This window comes from Streptomyces sp. MZ04 (genome assembly GCF_004684775.1).
GTDB lineage: Bacteria > Actinomycetota > Actinomycetes > Streptomycetales > Streptomycetaceae > Streptomyces.
Map to the genome: position 1 here is coordinate 23627 of NZ_SRIC01000020.1, position 16595 is coordinate 40221.

19 protein-coding genes are annotated in these 16595 nt (G+C 72.0%); 5 read left to right on the plus strand and 14 right to left on the minus strand.

Annotated elements, in window-relative coordinates; translation table 11 throughout:
- Positions 1 to 8 precede the first annotated feature (8 nt).
- The 10 genes from E2651_RS07250 to hisD all read right to left on the minus strand — a co-directional run bounded on the left by E2651_RS07250 (position 9) and on the right by hisD (position 7789).
- Positions 9 to 1253: an MFS transporter gene (locus E2651_RS07250; RefSeq protein ID WP_135330212.1), complete on the minus strand. Its 1245-nt coding sequence runs from the start codon at positions 1251 to 1253 to the stop codon at positions 9 to 11.
- Positions 1254 to 1281: 28 nt separating this feature from the next.
- Positions 1282 to 1869, minus strand: a complete 588-nt coding sequence (locus E2651_RS07255) for a helix-turn-helix domain-containing protein (RefSeq protein ID WP_135330184.1) — start codon at positions 1867 to 1869, stop codon at positions 1282 to 1284.
- A 115-nt stretch (positions 1870 to 1984) separates the two neighbouring features.
- Entirely contained in the window at positions 1985 to 2740 is a 756-nt protein-coding gene (gene hisF, locus E2651_RS07260; RefSeq protein WP_135330185.1) for an imidazole glycerol phosphate synthase subunit HisF, read from the minus strand.
- Entirely contained in the window at positions 2737 to 3138 is a 402-nt protein-coding gene (locus E2651_RS07265) for a RidA family protein (protein WP_135330186.1), read from the minus strand. The genes hisF and E2651_RS07265 overlap by 4 nt, the downstream gene beginning before the upstream one ends.
- Positions 3135 to 3860, minus strand: coding sequence for a bifunctional 1-(5-phosphoribosyl)-5-((5-phosphoribosylamino)methylideneamino)imidazole-4-carboxamide isomerase/phosphoribosylanthranilate isomerase PriA (gene priA, locus E2651_RS07270; RefSeq protein WP_135330213.1), 726 nt, complete (start codon positions 3858 to 3860; stop codon positions 3135 to 3137). The genes E2651_RS07265 and priA overlap by 4 nt, the downstream gene beginning before the upstream one ends.
- A 17-nt stretch (positions 3861 to 3877) precedes the next feature.
- Positions 3878 to 4540 carry an imidazole glycerol phosphate synthase subunit HisH gene (hisH, locus tag E2651_RS07275; protein ID WP_135330187.1) on the minus strand — a complete coding sequence of 221 codons (663 nt, stop codon included), beginning with the start codon at positions 4538 to 4540 and terminating at the stop codon, positions 3878 to 3880.
- A gap of 16 nt (positions 4541 to 4556) precedes the next feature.
- On the minus strand, positions 4557 to 4721 hold the full coding sequence (locus tag E2651_RS43800) for a hypothetical protein (RefSeq protein ID WP_167828722.1): 165 nt from the start codon (positions 4719 to 4721) through the stop codon (positions 4557 to 4559).
- Positions 4722 to 4725: 4 nt separating this feature from the next.
- Positions 4726 to 5319 carry an imidazoleglycerol-phosphate dehydratase HisB gene (gene hisB, locus E2651_RS07280; protein WP_135330188.1) on the minus strand — a complete coding sequence of 198 codons (594 nt, stop codon included), beginning with the start codon at positions 5317 to 5319 and terminating at the stop codon, positions 4726 to 4728.
- Complete coding sequence (locus E2651_RS07285; protein ID WP_135330189.1) at positions 5316 to 6425, minus strand: histidinol-phosphate transaminase; 1110 nt, start codon at positions 6423 to 6425, stop codon at positions 5316 to 5318. Before E2651_RS07285 ends, hisB begins: the two co-directional genes overlap by 4 nt.
- Positions 6422 to 7789, minus strand: a complete 1368-nt coding sequence (gene hisD, locus E2651_RS07290; protein WP_135330190.1) for a histidinol dehydrogenase — start codon at positions 7787 to 7789, stop codon at positions 6422 to 6424. Before hisD ends, E2651_RS07285 begins: the two co-directional genes overlap by 4 nt.
- Positions 7790 to 8027: 238 nt before the next feature.
- Here hisD and E2651_RS07295 point away from each other — a divergent pair, with 238 nt between their 5' ends.
- The 4 genes from E2651_RS07295 (at position 8028) to ybaK (ending at position 11980) form a co-directional block, all read left to right on the plus strand.
- A complete protein-coding gene (locus E2651_RS07295) occupies positions 8028 to 9542 on the plus strand; it encodes an oxidoreductase (protein ID WP_245238631.1) in 1515 nt (504 codons plus the stop codon).
- A 148-nt stretch (positions 9543 to 9690) separates the two neighbouring features.
- A complete protein-coding gene (locus E2651_RS07300) occupies positions 9691 to 10698 on the plus strand; it encodes a hypothetical protein (protein WP_135330192.1) in 1008 nt (335 codons plus the stop codon).
- An 11-nt stretch (positions 10699 to 10709) separates the two neighbouring features.
- Positions 10710 to 11450 (plus strand): LON peptidase substrate-binding domain-containing protein, encoded by a 741-nt coding sequence (locus E2651_RS07305; protein ID WP_135330193.1) that lies wholly within the window; start codon positions 10710 to 10712, stop codon positions 11448 to 11450.
- A 17-nt stretch (positions 11451 to 11467) separates the two neighbouring features.
- Positions 11468 to 11980 (plus strand): Cys-tRNA(Pro) deacylase, encoded by a 513-nt coding sequence (ybaK, locus tag E2651_RS07310; RefSeq protein ID WP_135330194.1) that lies wholly within the window; start codon positions 11468 to 11470, stop codon positions 11978 to 11980.
- A gap of 174 nt (positions 11981 to 12154) precedes the next feature.
- On the opposite strand, the gene E2651_RS07315 is transcribed toward ybaK, so the two are convergent.
- From E2651_RS07315 to E2651_RS07330, 4 genes are all read right to left on the minus strand, one after another.
- A complete protein-coding gene (locus tag E2651_RS07315; RefSeq protein ID WP_209446087.1) occupies positions 12155 to 12820 on the minus strand; it encodes a DUF2567 domain-containing protein in 666 nt (221 codons plus the stop codon).
- A gap of 34 nt (positions 12821 to 12854) precedes the next feature.
- Positions 12855 to 13679 (minus strand): ABC transporter permease, encoded by an 825-nt coding sequence (locus E2651_RS07320; RefSeq protein ID WP_135330195.1) that lies wholly within the window; start codon positions 13677 to 13679, stop codon positions 12855 to 12857.
- 49 nt (positions 13680 to 13728) lie between these two features.
- On the minus strand, positions 13729 to 14691 hold the full coding sequence (locus tag E2651_RS07325) for an ABC transporter ATP-binding protein (RefSeq protein WP_245238632.1): 963 nt from the start codon (positions 14689 to 14691) through the stop codon (positions 13729 to 13731).
- 158 nt (positions 14692 to 14849) lie between these two features.
- On the minus strand, positions 14850 to 16094 hold the full coding sequence (locus E2651_RS07330) for an NYN domain-containing protein (RefSeq protein ID WP_135330197.1): 1245 nt from the start codon (positions 16092 to 16094) through the stop codon (positions 14850 to 14852).
- Positions 16095 to 16330: 236 nt separating this feature from the next.
- On the opposite strand from E2651_RS07330, the gene E2651_RS07335 reads away from it, so the two are divergent.
- Positions 16331 to 16519: a hypothetical protein gene (locus tag E2651_RS07335; protein ID WP_135330198.1), complete on the plus strand. Its 189-nt coding sequence runs from the start codon at positions 16331 to 16333 to the stop codon at positions 16517 to 16519.
- Positions 16520 to 16595: the final 76 nt, after the last annotated feature.

Genomic DNA, 16595 nt, shown 5'->3' on the forward strand with positions numbered 1-16595 from the left:
CGGGGAGTTCAGCCCGGCAGTTCGGCGCGGCGCAGGGCGCGGGAGCAGAGTCCGAGCACTCCGCCCGCCGCGCTGACCGCCGCGCTCACGGCGAAGACCGGCTCGATGCCCCAGGTGCCGATCGCCGCACCGACCACGGGGTACGTCATCGGGGCGATACCCACGGTGAAGAGCGTCGCCACGGAGGTGACGCGGCCCAGGTAGGCGGGCTCGGTGACGGTCTGGACGAGGGCCCCGATGAGCGCGCCGCCGAGCCCGGTGCACAGGCCGACGCAGAGTCCGGCCGCCGCCGCGACGCCGACCGAGGGGGCGAAGCCGATCCCGGCGAGCGCGACGGAGCCCGCCACCACGCCCCAGGACTGCACGGCTCCGGCCCTGCCGATCCGCCCCCGCACGGCGAGCAGCAGCGCCGCCGCACCGGCACCGACGCCGAAGCCGCCCATGGTCCACGCGAGACCGGCGGCGCCCCAGCCTCGCTGGTCGGCGAGGAGCACGACCCCGATGTTGGCGGGCCCGGCGAAACCCAGCTCCATCACCGCGGCGACCAGAAGCAGCGGGGCGAGCACCCGGTGCCCGCAGATGTACCGCAGTCCGTCCACGAGCTGGCGCCCCGCGCTCTCGGCCGTCCCCGCCGCCTCGTCCGGGACGAGTTCCCCGGCGCGTACGGCCATCAGCAGCACCAGCGAGACCGCGAAGAGCGCCCCGGCCACGCCGAACCCGGCCGCGGGCCCTCCCAGCGCCACCGCGAGACCGCCAAGGGGCGCGGCGGCGACGGTGGCGACCCGCTGCGCGAACCCCCGCATGCCCTGCACCCTGCCGAGCTGCCCCGGCGCCGTGATGCGCGCCGGCAGGGCGCCGACGCTCGGCAGGAACAGCGCGTCGACGGCGCCGAAGACCAGGGCGACGAGGACCAGGAGCCAGATCCCGGGAGCGGTCACCAGGAGCAGCACCGTCACGGCGAGGATCACCGCGCAGCGCACCGCGTCGCTCGCGATGACGACCCGGCGGGGCCCGAAGCGGTCGGCGATCACGCCGCCGCCGAGCATGAGCGCGGCCCGCGGCAGGGAGCCGACGGCGAGGACGAGACCGGCCTGCGCGGGGCTGCCGCTCCGGGCGGCGGCCCAGGAGAGCGCCGCGAAATAGACGCTGTCGCCGACCATCGACGCCGTGTAGGCGGCCAGCCAGCGCAGGACGTTGCCGTCGCGGTGGGCGGGACGCTCGATCGCTGGAGGTGCGGATATCGCGGCGGTCACGGGAGCGGCGGTCACGGGAGCGGCCCTCTCAGAGACGGAACGGGAAGCTGGCCAGATGCACGGCGACGTTCTCGCGCCGCTCGGTGTCGCCCGCCGCCTCGGCGGCCTTGCCCCGCTCCTCGTACGTCTTGACCAGGGCGTGGATCTCGGTGTTGAGCCGGGCGAGTTCGGCGGGGTTCAGGCGGGCGAGGAAGTCCGACTGGTCGGCGGCCTTGCGCCACTCGGCGCCCCATGCCGCCTGCTGGTCCAGGTAGGTCTCGTACTGCTCGCGACGGAACGCGATCATCTGCCGGATGACCGCCGAGTGCGCCGCGACCCCCTCCGGCGTGTCCTTGAAGTCCTCGTGCCGGAAGCTCACGGTGTCCTGCGCGGCCTGCCACCACCGCTCCCGCGCGTCTTCGCTCTGGACTTCGGCCTCCTCGATGAGGCCGTGCTCGGCGAGTTTGCGCAGGTGATAGCTGACAAGGGAGACCGCCTCGTCGACCTGCGCGGCCAGGTGCGAGGCGGTCGCGGGGCCCGCCACGCGCAACGTGCCGTAGATCTTCAGCCGCAGCGGATGGCCGAAGGCCTTGAGCGTGCCCAGGTCGGTGATCCGGCGGGTCTGCTTGTCGGTCATGCCCTCACCGTAGATACGAAAGAAAAATTGCGCAACAAATCTTTTGCATCTCGGGAAAGCAATGCCGCCACGGCTGCGCAGGGCGCAAGCCGCGGCGGCAGAACCGGAGTTCGCCCTAGCGGACGGGGTGCCCCGCCCCCCGCAGCGTCTCCTTCACCTCACCGATCCGCAGATCCCCGAAGTGGAAGACCGACGCGGCGAGCACCGCGTCCGCGCCCGCCTCGATCGCCGGCGGGAAGTGGTCGAGGCGGCCCGCGCCGCCGGAGGCGATCACCGGCACCGTGACGTGGCGGCGTACCGCCGTGATCATCTCGATGTCGTAGCCGTCCTTGGTGCCGTCCGCGTCCATCGAGTTCAGCAGGATCTCCCCCGCGCCCAGCTCGGCGGCCTGGTGGGCCCATTCGACGGCGTCGATCCCGGCGGACTTGCGGCCGCCGTGGGTCGTGACCTCGAAGCCGCCGGACGGGGTCCGCCTCGCGTCCACCGACAGCACGAGCACCTGGCGGCCGAACCGCTCCGCGATCTCGCGGATCAGCTCGGGGCGCGCGATGGCGGCCGTGTTCACGCCCACCTTGTCGGCGCCCGCACGCAGGAGCTTGTCGACGTCCTCGGCCGTGCGCACTCCCCCGCCCACCGTCAGCGGGATGAAGACCTGCTCGGCGGTGCGGCGCACCACGTCGTACGTGGTCTCGCGGTTGCCCGACGACGCCGTGATGTCCAGGAAGGTCAGCTCGTCGGCGCCCTCGGCGTCGTACACCTTGGCCATTTCGACGGGGTCGCCCGCGTCGCGCAGGTTCTGGAAGTTGACGCCCTTGACGACGCGGCCGTTGTCCACGTCCAGGCAGGGGATCACTCGTACGGCCAGGGTCATGAGGTCTCAGCTCCCCTGTACGCCTCGACCTCTACCTCGACGACCAGGCTCGGGTCGATGAAGCCGGAGACGATGATCATGGATGTGGCGGGGCGGACGTCGTCGAAGAGCTCCTTGTGGGCCCGGCCGACCTCGTCCACGTCCCGCGCGTGGGTCAGATACATGCGGGTGCGTACGACGTGCTCGCGGCCCAGGCCGAGCTTCTTGAGGGACTCGACGGCTACGTGGAACGCGTTGGCCGCCTGCTCGTACGGCGTCCCGGCGTCTATGACGCCGTTCACCACCGACGTGCAACCCGACACCAGGACAAGGCCGCCCGGGAGCTCGACGGCGCGGGAGTAGCCGATGGCTTCCTCCCACGGTCCGCCCGAGCTCACCCTGCGGACGATGTCGCTCATGACGCCACCGCTGCGAGGGCCTCTTCCAGGGTGAAGGCCTTCGCGTACAGCGCCTTGCCGACGATCGAGCCCTCGACGCCCAGCGGGACCAGCTCGGCGATCGCACGCAGGTCGTCGAGGGACGAGACGCCGCCCGATGCCACGACCGGACGGTCCGTCGCCGCGCAGACGTTGCGCAGGAGCTCCAGGTTCGGGCCCTGCAACGTGCCGTCCTTGGCGATGTCGGTGACGACATAGCGGGCGCAGCCCTCGGAGTTGAGGCGCTCCAGGGTCTCGTACAGGTCGCCGCCGTCGCGGGTCCAGCCGCGGCCGCGCAGGGTCGTGCCGCGTACGTCGAGGCCCACCGCGATCTTGTCGCCGTGCGACGCGATGACCTTGGCGACCCACTCCGGGGTCTCCAGGGCCGCCGTACCGAGGTTCACGCGCGTGCAGCCGGTGGCGAGGGCGGCCTCCAGGGACGCGTCGTCGCGGATGCCGCCGGACAGCTCGACCTTGATGTCCATCGCGCCCGCGACCTCGGCGATCAGCGCGCGGTTGTCGCCGGTGCCGAACGCGGCGTCCAGGTCGACCAGGTGCAGCCACTCGGCGCCCGACCGCTGCCAGGAGAGGGCGGCCTCCAGCGGGGAGCCGTAGGAGGTCTCCGATCCGGACTCGCCGTGGACGAGGCGCACGGCCTGGCCGTCGCGGACGTCGACGGCGGGGAGGAGTTCGAGCTTGCTCACAGAAATCCCTGACATCCCTAGAGGGTTCCGATCCAGTTGGTGAGGAGCTGGGCGCCGGCGTCGCCGGACTTCTCGGGGTGGAACTGGGTGGCCCACAGCGCGCCGTTCTCGACGGCGGCCACGAACGGCTCGCCGTGCGTGGTCCAGGCGACCTTGGGGGCGCGGAAGGCGGGGTTGCCGACCTCGAAGTCCCAGTCGTGCACGGCGTACGAGTGCACGAAGTAGTAGCGGGCGTCGGCGTCGAGGCCCGCGAAGAGCTGGGAGTCCTCGGGCGCCTCGACCGTGTTCCAGCCCATGTGCGGCACGATGTCGGCCTTGAGCGGCTCGACGGTGCCGGGCCACTCGTCGAGACCCTCGGTCTCGACGCCGTGCTCGATGCCGCGCGCGAAGAGGATCTGCATGCCGACGCAGATGCCCATCACCGGGCGGCCGCCCGCGAGCCTGCGGCCCACGATCCAGTCGCCGCGCGCCTCCTTGAGCCCCTGCATGCAGGCGGCGAAGGCGCCGACGCCGGGGACGAGCAGGCCGTCGGCGTTCATGGCCTTGTCGTAGTCACGGGTGATCTCGACGTCGGCTCCCGCGCGCGCGAGGGCGCGCTCGGCGGAACGGACGTTCCCGAAGCCGTAGTCGAAGACGACGACCTTCTTCTGGGGCTTCTGAGGATTCTGGGGAGTGCTCATGATCGCTGCGTCCTCCTCAGTTCCAGTAGTCGAGCCGCAGGACGCCCGCGGCCAGGCACATGGCGGCGCCGATGGACAGGAGCGTGATCAGGCTCTTCGGCATCCCCTGCTTGACGAAGGAGATGATGCCGCCGATCAGGAAGAGGCCGACGACGATGAGGATGGTGTTGAGACCGGTCATGGTTTTACAGCGCGCCCTTCGTGGAGGGGAGGATCCCGGCGGCGCGCGGGTCACGCTCGGAGGCGTAACGCAGGGCGCGGGCCAGGGCCTTGAACTGGCACTCCACGATGTGGTGGGCGTTGCGGCCGTACGGCACGTGCACGTGCAGGGCGATCTGGGCCTGCGCGACGAAGGACTCCAGGATGTGCCGGGTCATCGTCGTGTCGTACGTGCCGATCATCGGCGCCATGGTCTCGGGCTCGGTGTGCACGAGGTAGGGGCGGCCGCTGAGGTCGACGGTCACCTGGGCGAGCGACTCGTCGAGCGGGACCGTGCAGTTGCCGAAGCGGTAGATGCCGACCTTGTCGCCGAGCGCCTGCTTGAAGGCGGCGCCGAGCGCGAGGGCGGTGTCCTCGATGGTGTGGTGGGTGTCGATGTGCAGGTCGCCCTCGGTCTTGACCGTGAGGTCGAAGAGGCCGTGGCGGCCGAGCTGGTCGAGCATGTGGTCGTAGAAGCCGACACCCGTCGACACCTCGACCTTGCCGGTGCCGTCGAGATCGATCTCGACGAGGACCGACGTCTCCTTCGTGGTGCGTTCGACCCGTCCAACGCGGCTCATGCCTGCTGCTCCTTCTTCAGTTCGCGTACCGCATCGAGGAACGCGTCGTTCTCTTCGGGGGTTCCGGCGCTGACCCGCAGCCATCCGGGCACTCCGTTGTCCCGGACCAGGACGCCCCGGTCGAGGATCCGCTGCCAGACCGTGTGGGCGTCTTCGAACCGCCCGAACTGCACGAAGTTGGCGTCCGAATCGGTCACTTCGTAGCCGATCGCACGCAGCTCGGTGACGAGCCGGTCGCGCTCGGCCTTGAGCTGCTCGACGTACTTCAGGAGCGTGTCGGTGTGCTCCAGGGCGGCGAGCGCGGTGGCCTGGGTGACGGCCGACAGGTGGTACGGCAGGCGTACGAGCTGTACGGCGTCGACGACCGCCGGGGCGGCGGCCAGATAGCCGAGGCGAAGTCCGGCCGCGCCGAAGGCCTTCGACATGGTGCGCGAGACGACCAGATGCGGCCGTCCCTCGATCAGGGGGAGGAGCGAGTCTCCATGGCTGAACTCGACGTACGCCTCGTCGACCACGACCATCGACGGCTTGGCGGCCTGCGCGGCTTCGTAGAGCGCGAGGACCGTCTCGGCCGAGACGGCGTTTCCCGTGGGGTTGTTGGGCGTGGTGATGAAGACGACGTCGGGCTGGTTCTCGGCGATGGCCTTCGTCGCCGCTTCGACGTCGATCGTGAAGTCGTCGCCGCGGGGGCCGGAGATCCAGCTCGTGCCGGTGCCGCGCGCGATGAGGCCGTGCATCGAGTACGAGGGCTCGAAGCCGATCGCGGTGCGTCCTGGCCCGCCGAAGGTCTGCAGGAGCTGCTGGATGACCTCGTTGGAGCCGTTGGCCGCCCACACGTTGGCGAGGGTGACCTCGTGGCCGCCGGTGCGGGTGAGGTAGCGCGCGAGCTCGGTGCGCAGCTCGACCGCGTCCCGGTCGGGGTAGCGGTTGAGGTCGCGGGCGGCCTCGCGGACCCGCTCGGCGATGCGCTCGACGAGCGGCTCGGGGAGCGAGTAGGGGTTCTCGTTGGTGTTCAGGCGCACGGGTACGTCGAGCTGGGGCGCCCCGTAGGGGGACTTGCCGCGCAGTTCGTCGCGTACGGGGAGGTCGTCGATCCGGATCGTCACTTGGTGGGCACCTTCCATCCGCTGTGCCAGTTTTGTTCACCCTCGGCAAAACGCGCCTTGATCGCCGCACCGTGCGCGGGCAGGTCCTCGGCCTCCGCCAGCGTCACCACGTGGTGCGCGACGTCGGCGAGCGCCTCGCGGGTGTAGTCGACGATGTGGATGCCGCGCAGGAACGACTGGACGCTGAGCCCCGAGGAGTGGCAGGCGCAGCCGCCGGTCGGCAGGACGTGGTTGGAGCCCGCGCAGTAGTCGCCGAGGGAGACGGGCGCCCAGGGGCCGACGAAGATCGCGCCCGCGTTCTTCACGCGCTCCGCGACGGCGGCGGCGTCCGCGGTCTGGATCTCCAGGTGCTCGGCGCCGTACGCGTCGACGACGCGCAGGCCCTCGTCCAGGCCGTCGACCAGGACGATCGCGGACTGGCGGCCCGCGAGCGCGGGGACGATCCGGTCCTCGACGTGCTTGGTCGCGGCGACCTGCGGTTCCAGCTCCTTGGCGACCGCGTCGGCCAGGTCCACGGAGTCGGTGACGAGTACGGCGGCCGCGAGCGGGTCGTGCTCGGCCTGGCTGATCAGGTCGGACGCGACGTGCGCCGCGTCGGCCGTGTCGTCCGCGAGGACCGCGATCTCGGTGGGGCCCGCTTCGGTGTCGATGCCGATGCGTCCGGTGAAGTACCGCTTGGCGGCCGCGACCCAGATGTTGCCGGGCCCGGTGACCATGTTGGCCGGGGCGCAGGTCTCGGTGCCGTACGCGAACATCGCGACGGCCTGGGCGCCGCCGACGGCGTAGACCTCGTCGATGTCGAGGAGCGCGCAGGCGGCGAGGATGGTGGGGTGCGGAAGGCCGCCGGCTGTGTCTCCTTCAAAACGTGGCTTCTGCGGCGGGGACGCGAGCGCCATCGACGCGACGCCGGCCTCCTGCGCCGGGACCGCGTTCATGATCACGGAGGACGGGTAGACGGAGCGGCCGCCCGGCGCGTAGAGGCCGACGCGCTCGACCGGCACCCACTTCTCGGTGACCGTGCCGCCGGGCACGACCTGCGTGGTGTGCGGGGCGCGGCGCTGCTCGCGGTGGACGATGCGGGCGCGCCGGATCGACTCCTCGAGCGCCTCGCGCACGGCGGGCTCGAGACCCGCGAGGGCCTCGGCGAGCGCGGCAGCGGGGACGCGGACCTGCTCGAGCCGTACGCCGTCGAACTTCTCCGCGTAGTCGATCAGCGCCGCGTCGCCCCGATGATGCACGGCCTCGCAGATGGGCCGCACCTTCTCCAGGGCGGCCGCGACGTCGAAGTCGGCACGGGGCAGCAGGGCGCGCAGGGCGGGGCCCTCGGGGAGGGCGTCGCCGCGCAGATCGATTCGAGAGATCACATGGCCAATTCTCTCAGACCCACATTCTTCGCCGGACGCCCGTATCACTGGCTGATATAGATCCCGGGAGCTCACGTTCACCACTAGCGTTCAGCTGCTCACTGAGCGGGCATTAAACAGGCGTACGAGGCACAAACGCAGCGCGGCACGGAATCGCAGCACGGGGAGGACAACAGCAGTGGTCGACGGCACCGACACCGGAGAGCCGCCGGATTGGCTGACCGCCGCCGAGATCGGCATGTGGCAGGCCTTCCGCAACGGCAGCGTCTACGACCTCCGGTCGGGAGATCCGATGGCGGACGATCCGCACGGCGGCCATCCCTGGAGTCCGGAACGCAGCGTACGCGCGCGCATCGTGTGCATGCTGCTGCTCGACGGGCCTCCCGCGCTCTCCGGCCGGGTCTCGTCGCTGAAGCTCTCGGGCCTGCAGATCACCGACGTACTCGATCTCGCGGGCGGCGAGATCCTCCCCTACACCGAGCTGAAGCACTGCCGCTTCGAGAAGGAACTGCTCATCCCCGAGGCCAAGTTCACCACCCTGCGCCTGGTCAACTGCTCGATCCCGCGGGTGGAGGCGGCCCGCCTGCACACCGAGGGCGATCTGCATCTGCCGCGCTGCCGGATCCACAACGGCATGCGCCTCACGGACGCCCAGATCGGCACCGACCTGCTGCTCAACCAGGCGGTGATCTACCGCGACCGGCGGGGCAAATCGATCATGGGCGACGGGCTCTCGGTCGGGCAGGACCTGCAGGCCGAGCTGATGGAGTCGCACGGCCAGCTGAGCCTGCGCGGCGCGAAAGTCGGCGTCTCCTTCAGCCTGCGCGGCAGCAAGCTCGCCAATCCCTACGGTCCCCGTGCGCTCAACGCCCCGCAGATGACCGTAGAGCGCACGCTCTACATGACGCCCGCCTCGCCGGGTGACCCGATCACGAGCAGCGGCCAGACCCCCGCGCGCGGCACCCGCGTCCAGCGCTTCGAGTGCCAGGGCGGTCTGCGCCTCGACGACGGGCGGTTCGGGGACGCCATCGACCTGGCGCAGGCGCGCTTCACCCTGGAGAACGAGCAGGAGGTGTCGCTGCGCCGCGTCCAGACCCCCGAGCTGCGCTTCCTCGGCGAGGCCCCGCAGCGCGGCAAGGTCGTCCTGTCCGGCGCGAAGGTCGTCAACCTCATCGACAAGTCGACCAGCTGGCCCGGCCCCGGCGGACTCCAGATGGGCGGTTTCACCTACGAGAACCTCGTCCCGCAGGGCAGCTTCCCGCTCTCCCGGCGGCTGAGCTGGGTGGCGGCCGCGACCGCCGAGTACAACCCCGAGCCGTACGAGAAGCTGGCCACCGTGCTGCGCAACGGCGGCGAGGACGCCGACGCCCGCGAGGTGCTGCTCGCCAAGCAGCGCAGACGCCGCGAGACCCTGCCGCTCGCGGCGAAGCTCTGGGGCTTCGCCCAGGACTGGACGGTCGCCTACGGCTACCGGCCGGGCCGGGCGGCGCTCTGGATGGCGGTGCTGTGGGCGGTGAGCGCGGTGGCCTTCTCGCGCGCCGACCATCCGGCGATCAAGCCGGGCGAGCACCCGAACTGGAACCCGGCGCTGTTCTCCCTCGACCTGCTGCTCCCGGTCATCGACCTCGGCCAGGACAGCTACTGGCAGCTGCGCGGCGGCTGGCAGTGGTTCGCGGCGATCCTCATCCTGCTCGGCTGGGTGCTCGCGACGACGGTCGCGGCGGGGGCGACACGGCTGCTGCGCCGGAACTGAGGAGGGCTCCAGGGGGCGCCGACGGGCCCACGGGGCTCCAGATTTTACCTGCCCTTGACCAGGCCCCAGGCAACCGATCGACCGATACGAAAGCGTCACCAACTACCCCCTGGTACTGCTCCCACCTGCGGTTTTCAATACCCACACCATGCACTTGCTGCGCGCTCTGATCCGCACCACCCGGATGGTCAAGCACACCCCGCTCCTCGCCGCCGGCCTGACCCCCGACGACGAGGTGCTCCTCGACGTGCCCGACGACCGGCTCGGCCCTGCGCTCGTCGCCGCGGGACGCGGCGATCACGGCCCCGCCGCCAAGCTGCTCGCCATGACCCGCGAGGCCGCCGAGTGGGAGAACCGCGACCGCTACACCACCCGCCTCGCCGCCTTCGCCCGCTCCCGCTCCGAGTGGTTCGACGACTGGCAGTCCGCCGCCCCGCACGACCCGGACGCGCTCCTCGTCAAGGCCGAGCTCGCGGTCGTACGCGGCTGGGAGTCGCCCGCCCGCGCCGAACTCCTCCGCGAGACGGCACCGCTGCTCACCGCGGCCGCCGAGGCCGACCCGCGCGACCCCGTGCCCTGGCGGATCGCCCTGGACCACGCCCGCGGCACGCACGCGTCGCAGACGGTCTTCGACGAGGTGTGGGCCGAGGCGGTGCGCCGCTCCTCGCACCACTACGGCTGCCATGCCTCGGCCCTGCAGTACCTCTCGGCGGCCTGGTACGGCTCGCACCGCCAGTGCTTCGACTTCGCCGAGCGCGCGGCCCGGGACGCGCTGCCCGGTTCGCTGATCCAGGCGCTGCCCGCACGCGCCGCCTTCGCCTATCTGACCAGCGCGTCGGGGAACGTGCCCCGAGAGCGCCTGGACGCGGCGGCCGACCTGGGCATCGCCCTGTCCGACGAGTACGAGGCCGGGGACCCCTGGCCCGCCGAGGTCCGCAACCTCCTCGTATACATCCTGGTCCGCCTGGAACGCTGGCACGACGCCCTCGAGCAACTGCGCCTCATCGGGCCGTACGCGACGTCCTTCCCGTGGGACCGTCTCGCCGACGATCCGCTCGGCCAGTTCCTCGAACTGCGCGACGGCGTACGCATCGAAGTGGCGTCCACGACCCCGCTGCGCACCGGGCGCGGACGTCCGCACCGCGGCGACCATTAGGCTTTTGGCTTGTGACCACCGTCCGGCTTCCGCTCTTCCCGCTCAACTCGGTGCTGTTCCCGGGGCTCGTGCTCCCGCTGAACGTGTTCGAGGAGCGTTATCGCGCCATGCTGCGCACCCTGCTCAAGACTCCCGACGAGGAGCAGCGGCTCTTCGCCGTCGTCGCGATCCGCGACGGCCTCGAAGTGGCGCCGAGCGCCCCGGGCCTCCCGGACCCGACCTCGCAGCCCGAGCAGGGGCCCGCCGCGGGCTTCGGCGCCGACCCGCTCAAGGCCTTCCACGCGGTGGGCTGTGTGGCGGACGCGGCGACGATCCGGGAGCGCGCCGACGGCGGCTTCGAGGTCCTGGCCACCGGCACGAGCCGGGTGCGCGTGCACTCGGTGGACGCGTCGGGTGCCTTCCTGACCGCCGAGGTCGAGGAGCTGCCCGAGGAGCCGGGCGAGGAGGCGGGCACGCTGGCCGCGGGCGTCCTGCGGGCGTTCCGCGCCTACCAGAAGCGGCTCGCCGGGGCGCGCGAGCGGTCCCTGTCGACCGGCGCCGAGCTGCCGGACGACCCGTCCGTGGTGTCGTACCTGGTCGCGGCGGCAGCGGTCCTCGACACCCCCACCAAGCAGCGGCTGCTCGAGTCCGCGGACACCGCGGCGCGCCTGCGCGAGGAGCTGAAACTCCTTCGCGCGGAGACCGCGATCATCCGTAATCTGCCGTCGTTGCCCGCGACGGACCTCACGCGCGGCACCACAAGCCTCAACTGACGTAAGGCGCGAGCGCTTTGGCGAAGAAGCAGAAGAAACAGCAGAAGCAGCCGGGCACGGGCGGCACCCCGGCGACGGTCGCCCTCACCGCGGCGGGCACCAGCTACACCGTCCACGCCTACGAGCACGACCCCGCGCACCCCTCGTACGGCGACGAGGCGGCCGAGGCCACGGGCGTCTCCCCGGACCGGGTCTTCAAGACCCTGGTGGCCGAGGTGGACGGCGAACTGACGGTGGCCGTGGTCCCTGTGGCGGGCACCTTGAACCTGAAGGCCCTGGCCGCCGCTGTCTCGGGCAAGCGCGCGGTGATGGCCGACCCGGCGGCCGCCGAGCGCACCACCGGGTACGTCCGGGGCGGCATCTCCCCGCTCGGCCAGCGCAAGAAGCTGCGTACGGTCCTGGACGACTCGGCGTCGGGCCACACCACGATCTGTGTCTCGGCGGGCCGCCGCGGCCTGGAGGTGGAACTCGCCCCGGCCGACCTGGCGACGCTGACCGGCGCGGTGCTGGCCCCGATCGGGCGCGAATAGCCCCCGGCATCAGGCGTGAAAGCGCCCTCGACGCGGGCCCTGTCCTCGACTAGTACCACCCTCATGTCGAAGAAGACGCGCAAGAGGAAGTGGCGGGTGAGGAAGGGCAAGGCGAACCACGGGAGGCGCCCCGCCTAATGGTTCTGGCTGCCCTCTAGTGGTTCGGGCTGCCCTCTAATGGTTCGGGCTGTCCTCGGGCCGAGCCGGATCCCCGTAGGCGAGGGGGTACGGCTCGGGATCCCGCGGCCCGAACAGCGCGGTAAGACCCAGGTGCACCAGCAGCGCCGCGACGGGCCACGCCAGGAGCGCGCCCTTGGCCTTGAGCTCCAGGGGCGCGTCGAACGCCACGCCCTTGCCCACCGCCTTCGCGTGCGCGACGACATCCGTCTCGGGCCCGACGAAGATCCCGAGCCGCCAGGCGAGCACCGCGCCGAGGAGTCCCCCGGCCGTCAGGCCGGCGACCAGCGGGATTCCGCCCCGCTTGCGCAGCAGGAAGACGACGATCCCGCTCACCGCGCCGAAGGCGAGCGCGAGCAGAGTGAACGTTCCGTCGACCCCGATCGCCTGCTCACTCTCGGTGTCCTTGAGGTACACCGCGTCGCTGTCCGCGACCAGCGGCACGCGCGGCGCGAGCCACAGCCACAGCAGCCCGAGCAGGACGCCGCAGACGGCCAACGCGACCGCGATGACCGCGGCCTGCCGCACTTCGGTCTTCATGCCGGGGCCGTCCTCCTCGTGAGCCGACGGGGGAACGTCTCCGGACGGCTTGGCGGCTTGCTGCCAGGGGTCGTGCGGGGGCTCGCCGTGGGGCGGTTGGGAAGGCGTCAGCGGTGCAGTCACCCACACATGGTGCCAGTAGTGCCCACGGACCGCGTCACCGCACAGCCGCCCGGCGGTACGCCCAGGTCGCGAGCGCGAGCGAGGCGACGCCGACCCCCGCGCACACCGCCAGGTCGAAGCCGACGGCCGCCCAGTCCGGATCGGGCCCGAAGGTGCGGGCGAGCGCCTCGACTCCGTACGTCGAGGGCAGCAGGTCACGCGCGTACTGCAGGATCTCCGGCATCCGCTCGGCCGGAAGCACACCGAGCAGCAGCGCCGCCGACATGCCCAACTGGCCGAGCAATGTGGCCAGTTCGGGCCGCGGCGCGAGCAGTCCGAGGGCCGCGCCGAGCCCCGCGAGCGCGGCGCCCGCCAGCGGGATCACCGCGACGAGCACCCACAGGTGGGTGAGGGGCAGCCCGAAGAGGCCGCATCCGACGATCGCGGTGACGAAGGTGCCCGGCACGGTGAACGAGGCGTAGGCGGCCGCGGCGCCCAGGACCACCGCGGCGGGCGGCACGGGCAGCGTGGCGTAGTGGTCGAGCCCGCCGTCGGAGCGCAGCTGCCCGAAGTACTGCGCGAGCAGGTTGAGCGCGACGAACGCGACGACGAGCACGGAGGACCCGGCGACGACGGCACGCGCCTCGCCGCCCCCGTCGACCACGCCCCGCATCAGGATCATGATCCCGACGGACTGGAAGGTCGCCACGAAGAGCAGGGGGATGCGGGCCACCCGCGCCCGGGAGAGCTGCGCGCGATAGACGGCCGAGAGCGCGGGGAACAGCCGCGCGCGGGGCCCGAGGGGCGCGGGGGCGTCGGCCGCCTGCCGCTCGTGGTCGTCCCCGGCCCGCACCGCGGCTTCCAAAGGAACCGCACTCATCGGACGCCCCTCCTGATCATGTGCCTGTCTCGTCGCCCGCCGGCAGAAATCACGCCTTTACCAGCCCCTTGGCATTCCCGCCCAGGGCGAGGTAGACGTCCTCCAGGCTGGGCGTGGCCAGGGTGAAGTCGTCGAGCGAGGCGAACGCGGCCCCGCCGGTGATCGCCCCGACCGCGGCCCGCGCCTCGTCGGGGGCGAGCCGCAGCGACCACCGCCGCCCGGATTCCACCGCGGACGAGCGCAGCGCCGCCACCTCGGGGACATCCAGCGGCGCCCGCTCCCGCCAGACAAGCTCGACCCGCACCTCGCCCGCGACCTGCTCCTTGAGCCCGGCCGGGGTGTCGCAGGCGATGACCTTGCCGTGGTCGAGGACGGCGACGCGGTCCAGGACCGTCTCGGCCTCGATGACGTTGTGGGTGACGAGCAGGACCGTCGTGCCGCGCTCGGCCCGGCGCCGGTCGACGGCGCCCCAGACGGCGCGCCGCGCGATGGGGTCCATGCCGGTCGTCGGCTCGTCGAGCACGAGCAGCGGCCGCTCCCCCACCAGCGCGGTGGCGAAGCAGGCGAGCCTGCGCTGCCCGCCGGAGAGCTTCTTCAGCGGCCGCGACGCGAGCGGGATGAGCGCGAGCTCTTCGAGTACGTCGTCCCGCTCGGCCCGCGCCCGGCGCACGTCGAGGCCGCGAAGGCGTGCGGTCGTCTCGACGGCGAGTGAGACGGTCAGCTCGTCGAGCGCGGTGGACTCCTGCCCCAGGTAGGCGAGGATCCGCGCGGCCCGCTCGGGGTGGCGCAGGATGTCGTGGCCGAGGATCTCGACGCCGCCGCTGTCGGGCCGCATCAGGCCGGTCAGCTGGCGGACGAGGGTGGACTTGCCGGCGCCGTTGGGCCCGAGCAGGCCGAAGATCTCGCCGCGCACGACGTCGAGGCTGATGCCGTCGGTGGCGCGCACTTCGGGTGTCGCGGGGGTGCCGCGCCGGCCACGGGCGGCGGGATACGTCTTGACGAGGTCGCGCACCGCGCAGACGGCATCGCTGCCGTAACCCTGTCGGAGCCCTTGGCGGACCCCCTGTGCCGAGCGCGTACTCACGAAGGACGAGGGTACGGGGTCCGGTGCCCGCCGCGACGCCCGGGGCGCCCCGTACGCCCTGTATCGGTCATCTCCGTACGCCTGTGTCACTCCCCCGCACGGTCGCCCACCGGCGCGTGTTCGACCGCCGTGTGGACGTCGATCTCGCGCCAGAAGCCCGCCCGGATCGCGTACCGGTCGTGCTCGTCGATCTGGTCGTCCTTGTGGGCGAGCAGGCCGAACCGGGCCGCGTACCGCAGCAGCTCGCCGTCGACGCGGTGCGGGATGCGCGGGTACATCGTCGAGAGCTTCTGCAGGTTGTGCTGCTCGGGCAGGCGTGCCATCCAGCGGCGCGCGAACACCTGGCCCACCTCGAAGGGGTCACCGCCGACGGTGGTGATGTCCTCCTCGCGGTCGGCCCAGCGCTGCTCGGCCGTGGTCAGCTGGGCCAGCGTCGGCAGCGCCGCGGCCTCCGCGCTCTCGGCGGCACCGCCGGGCCGCTCGACCCAGCCCTTGTCGGAGGACCACCGCAGCGTCGCGTTGGTGGGGTGCTGTGCGGCGGCCGGGGCGCCGGGGCCGCGCAGGGCGGCCAGGTCCTTGGGGGTGGGGACGCCCTTGCCCGCGGGGATGTGGTGGGGGGCGCCGCTGTCGCCGTTGGCCGGGGTCTCCGCGTGCTGCACCCCGGCGGCCTCCTCGGCGGCCCGCTGGGCGCTGGCCGCGAGCGCGGACTCGGGAAGGGGCGCGGAGAGGATCGCGGCGATCTCCGGGCGGGGCGCGGGCGGCGGCGGGCAGGCGCCGCTGAGCTCCTTGGCGCGTACGGCCTTGGTGATCCAGGCCCGGTCGAGGACGCGGCGCTCGTCGGCCTCGGCGACCAGGTCCTCGGACTGGTTGTAGTCCCCGTCGGCGGCCTGCACGGCCCACAGGTGGACGGCGACGCCGTGCTCCTTGGCGGCCATCATGCCGGGCAGCAGGTCCCCGTCGCCGGTGACGAGCACGACGTCCGAGCAGGCGCGGTTGCGGGCCAGCTCCGTCAGCTCGGCGTGCATGGCGGCGTCCACGCCCTTCTGTGCCCACCGCCCGTCGCTGCGGGTCAGCGCGCCCAGGCGGACCGTCACGCGCGGCATGACGCGCAGCCTTCGGTGCTCCGGCTGCGGGACGCGGTCGGGGGCGCCGTCGAACCAGTAGATACGCAGCAGGGGGCGCTCGGTGTCGGACTCGGCACGCTCTCGGATGCCCTGGATCAGGGCGGCGTGATCGACGGTGATCCGGGACCGGGACGGCTCGCCCGCGAGGAGACTCGCGGCGGCACCCAGCAGATACCCGGCGTCCACCAGGACGATGCAGCGGTCCACGCGATCCACCCTCTTTCCCTGGAGATTCCCTGGAAGTAAAGCTTCGGGTTTCCTTCGAGTCTGCCCGACCCGGCGGAGGTTAACGGCCGGAACTCGATCTTCGGCGTGGCGTGTCTCGACTTCGCACCCCGAGAACCCTTGTTACGCACGGTAATTCTCCGAAATGCGCGGTTTACTTGTATATGTGAATCTGGTCGCGTCCTGGCCCCCAGATCCCCCTCAGGAGGAAGATCACAATGGCCAAGAAACAGCACCGCAAGACCGGCGTCTCGGACCGGGGTCGCGTTTCGTCCGCCGAGCAGGCGCAGGAGCAGTCGAAGACGTCCGCGGAGCAGGCCGAGTCGAGGATGAAGGAGGCCGTGCAGGGGCAGGGCAGCCCCGCCGAGGTCGCCCGCAAGCACCAGCGCCGCTTCGGCCACAACTGACGTACACGCAGGCACCGCATGAAGGGGCGCACCCGGGCTTCCGGGTGCGCCCCTTCATGCGGTGGGCCTTCATGCG

Excerpts from the sequence above, each read along its gene's own strand:
- E2651_RS07255 (WP_135330184.1), bottom strand. The coding sequence starts at position 1,869 with ATGACCGACAAGCAGACCCGCCGGATCACCGACCTGGGCACGCTCAAG.
- hisF (WP_135330185.1), bottom strand. The coding sequence starts at position 2,740 with ATGACCCTGGCCGTACGAGTGATCCCCTGCCTGGACGTGGACAACGGC.
- E2651_RS07265 (WP_135330186.1), bottom strand. The coding sequence starts at position 3,138 with ATGAGCGACATCGTCCGCAGGGTGAGCTCGGGCGGACCGTGGGAGGAA.
- hisH (WP_135330187.1), bottom strand. The coding sequence starts at position 4,540 with ATGAGCACTCCCCAGAATCCTCAGAAGCCCCAGAAGAAGGTCGTCGTC.
- E2651_RS43800 (WP_167828722.1), bottom strand. The coding sequence starts at position 4,721 with ATGACCGGTCTCAACACCATCCTCATCGTCGTCGGCCTCTTCCTGATC.
- hisB (WP_135330188.1), bottom strand. The coding sequence starts at position 5,319 with ATGAGCCGCGTTGGACGGGTCGAACGCACCACGAAGGAGACGTCGGTC.
- E2651_RS07295 (WP_245238631.1), top strand. The coding sequence starts at position 8,028 with ATGTGGCAGGCCTTCCGCAACGGCAGCGTCTACGACCTCCGGTCGGGA.
- E2651_RS07300 (WP_135330192.1), top strand. The coding sequence starts at position 9,691 with ATGCACTTGCTGCGCGCTCTGATCCGCACCACCCGGATGGTCAAGCAC.
- E2651_RS07320 (WP_135330195.1), bottom strand. The coding sequence starts at position 13,679 with ATGAGTGCGGTTCCTTTGGAAGCCGCGGTGCGGGCCGGGGACGACCAC.
- E2651_RS07335 (WP_135330198.1), top strand. The coding sequence starts at position 16,331 with ATGGCCAAGAAACAGCACCGCAAGACCGGCGTCTCGGACCGGGGTCGC.